A 2908-nucleotide genomic window follows, 5' to 3' on the forward strand; every position below is an offset into this window, starting at 1 on the left:
CTGCCGGGCCGCACCGACGAACTGGTGGTGGCGCGGCGCCGCGACCGACCGCATGGGCCGATCGCCAACCGGCTGTGGGATCATATCCAGCAGGAAGCGCCGACATTGCGCCGTGCATTGGAGCCGACGGGGCCCGCCGGACAGACACCCACCAACCAGTCGCGAAAGGCGCAAGTGGCAACGCCAGGACCTCTCGGGTCCCGTCCAGCGATCACTTCTTGACATACGCTCCAGGCTGGCGGCCGCTCTTCGGAGCCTTGGCGTCCTTTGAACGCTCCGCGATAGCGGGGCCGGCGCCGGACGTCTTTTCGGTTGCGGCGCTCGGCGTGACTTGCCTTGGCGGGTTTTGTCCCTCCGACTGGCGGGTTCGGTCTTCTACTTCATCCTTCCTGCGGGTGAGCCCCATTCCGCCGGCGGGCTTCTTGTTGGCGGCCGCATCCTGGGAGAATTCATCGGAAGCGTCGGCATCGATCTTTGCCGGATATTTCGTCGCACCGGTTTCATAGCGGGTTTCGTTCTCAGTCATGACATCTCTCCAGTTGCATGACGGATAAACATCTCAGCGGTATCCGAGTTCCAACTCCTGGACTTCGATTCCGGACGGATCTGGGTTCCGGGAGCGCCCGGTCGGCCACCCAAGCGACGAGATGAGCAGCACCCTACTGCAGCAGGCCCTTGACGATGCCGCTCGCCTTGCCGAAATCCATCTGGCCGGCATATTTCTGCTTCAGTGCGGCAATCACCTTGCCCATGTCCTTCTGGCTGGCCGCACCGGTCGCGGCGATCGCCTCGCGCGCCGCAGCCGTCACCGCCGCATCGTCCAACTGCGTCGGCAGGAAGGTGCGGATGATCTCCATCTCGCCGCGCTCCTGCGCGGCGAGATCGGGCCGCTTGCCGTCGTCGAAGGCTTTGGCCGATTCCTCGCGCTGCTTCACCATCTTGGCCAGGATCTGCAGGATCTCCTCGTCGCTGGCCGGCTCCTTGCCCGAACCGCGATTGGCGATGTCGCGGTCGTGAATAGCCGCCTGGATCAGCCGCAATGTCGGCAGCCGGTGCTTGTCCTGCGCCTTCATCGCGCTCTTCAGGGATTCGGCGATTTTTCCGCGCATGGTGCATTCTCCTTCGATCGGCGCGGACAATAGCGCCGGGGGCGAGCCAAGGCAAACCCTGATATGCCGGGGCAAGCCACTGATTTTGCTAGGCGAAATAAAACATGGCGGCATTTCGCATGATCATTGACCGCCCTGCCCCCTTCCCCTATGTACTGGGCCTTGCATGAACGGAAATTTGACTGCGTGGGAGCCGCGAAATCGCCGCTTCGCGCCGTTTGCCGCGCAGATGGCCCGCCGGGCCGGTTGCAGCGCGCGGCCTGATAGGAGTGCCGCATGGCCGAGATGACCGCCGCCTCGACGCCCGCCTGGGCCACTGAAAAGCCGACCGCCCTTCTGGTGCTGGCCGACGGCACCGTCATCGAAGGTCGCGGTCTCGGCGCCACCGGCTCCGCCGTCGCCGAAGTCTGCTTCAACACGGCGCTGACCGGCTACCAGGAAATCCTCACAGACCCTTCCTATGCCGGCCAGATCGTCACCTTCACCTTCCCGCATATCGGCAACATCGGCACCAATGACGAGGACATCGAGGACCTCAATCCCGCCGCCCGCGCCGGTGCCGTCGGCGCCGTGTTCAAGGCCGATGTCACCAATCCTTCCAACTATCGCGCCGGCGCCGGTCTCGACCAATGGCTGAAGAAGCGCGGCATCGTCGCCCTGTCGGGCATCGACACGCGCGCTCTGACCGCACTGATCCGCGAAAAGGGCATGCCCAACGCCGTCATCGCGCACGCGCCCGACGGCGTGTTCGATCTCGACGATCTGAAGCGGCGCGCCGCCGCATGGTCGGGCCTGATCGGGCTCGACCTCGCCAAGGATGTCACCTCGGGCCAGTCCTCGGTCTGGCGCGAGACGCCCTGGGTGTGGAACGAAGGCTTTGGCGAACAGACCGAACCGACAATGCATGTCGTCGCCATCGATTATGGCGTCAAACGTAACATATTGCGCCTGCTCGCCGGCCTCGGCGCCAAGGTCACGGTGGTGCCGGCCAAGACCGGCGCCGAAGAAATCCTTGCCATGCAGCCGGACGGCATTTTTCTCTCCAATGGCCCCGGCGACCCGGAAGCCACCGGTGATTATGCCGTGCCGGTCATCCGGGATCTGTTGAAGACCGACATCCCCGTGTTCGGCATCTGCCTCGGCCACCAGATGCTGGCACTGGCGCTGGGCGGCAAGACCGCCAAGATGCACCAGGGCCATCACGGCGCCAACCATCCGGTCAAGGACCACACCACCGGCAAGGTCGAGATCGTCTCGATGAACCACGGCTTTGCCGTCGATGCCGACTCGCTGCCATCAGGCGTCGAGGAAACCCACGTCTCACTGTTCGATGGTTCGAACTGCGGCATCACGCTGACTGGCCGGCCGGTGTTCTCGGTCCAGCATCACCCGGAGGCTTCGCCCGGCCCGCAGGATTCGCACTATCTGTTCCGTCGCTTCGTCAATCTAATCCGCGAGAAGCGCGGCGAGGAATTGCTGGCCGAACGGGCTTAGCGCGATCCGCTTGCGCCGCCCCTCATCTGCCTGCCGGCATCTTCTCCCCGTATAGTGACGGGGAGAAGGAAGCTGGCCGCACTCTTGGCGTTCTTCTCGCAACATTGATAATTGGTGAAACCATCGGACAACAGCATCTTTCTCCCCGTCACTATACGGGGAGAAATGCCCGGCAGGGCAATGAGCGACTATCTGTGGTGTCAAGTTGCATTGGCGAACTCCATGCGCGCATCGCGTGCTTTTGCATTGAGAATGACGAGGAGTTTTCGCGCCAGCGCCATGCGGATGACCATTTTGGTTTTGCC

3 protein-coding genes and 2 pseudogenes are annotated in these 2908 nt (G+C 63.4%); 2 read left to right on the forward strand and 3 right to left on the reverse strand.

Annotated features, from left to right (window positions below; translation table 11 throughout):
• Positions 1-222, forward strand: a pseudogene (locus EN906_RS37845) (hypothetical protein); the annotation flags it as partial.
• Here EN906_RS37845 and EN906_RS29370 read toward each other — a convergent pair.
• Positions 212-526 carry a hypothetical protein gene (locus tag EN906_RS29370; protein WP_127271501.1) on the reverse strand — a complete coding sequence of 105 codons (315 nt, stop codon included), beginning with the start codon at positions 524-526 and terminating at the stop codon, positions 212-214. The pseudogene EN906_RS37845 and the gene EN906_RS29370 sit on opposite strands and share 11 nt — an antisense overlap.
• 133 nt (positions 527-659) lie before the next feature.
• Positions 660-1109 carry a GatB/YqeY domain-containing protein gene (locus EN906_RS29375; protein WP_127272594.1) on the reverse strand — a complete coding sequence of 150 codons (450 nt, stop codon included), beginning with the start codon at positions 1107-1109 and terminating at the stop codon, positions 660-662.
• Positions 1110-1385: 276 nt separating this feature from the next.
• Here EN906_RS29375 and carA point away from each other — a divergent pair, with 276 nt between their 5' ends.
• On the forward strand, positions 1386-2603 hold the full coding sequence (gene carA, locus EN906_RS29380) for a glutamine-hydrolyzing carbamoyl-phosphate synthase small subunit (RefSeq protein WP_127271513.1): 1218 nt from the start codon (positions 1386-1388) through the stop codon (positions 2601-2603).
• 200 nt (positions 2604-2803) lie between these two features.
• Here carA and EN906_RS29390 read toward each other — a convergent pair.
• Positions 2804-2908 (reverse strand): annotated as a pseudogene (locus EN906_RS29390) (IS110 family transposase); the annotation flags it as partial.

This window comes from Mesorhizobium sp. M7A.F.Ca.CA.004.06.1.1 (assembly GCF_003999135.1).
Classification (GTDB): domain Bacteria; phylum Pseudomonadota; class Alphaproteobacteria; order Rhizobiales; family Rhizobiaceae; genus Mesorhizobium.

Excerpts from the sequence above, each read along its gene's own strand:
- EN906_RS29370 (WP_127271501.1), bottom strand. The coding sequence starts at position 526 with ATGACTGAGAACGAAACCCGCTATGAAACCGGTGCGACGAAATATCCG.
- EN906_RS29375 (WP_127272594.1), bottom strand. The coding sequence starts at position 1,109 with ATGCGCGGAAAAATCGCCGAATCCCTGAAGAGCGCGATGAAGGCGCAG.
- carA (WP_127271513.1), top strand. The coding sequence starts at position 1,386 with ATGGCCGAGATGACCGCCGCCTCGACGCCCGCCTGGGCCACTGAAAAG.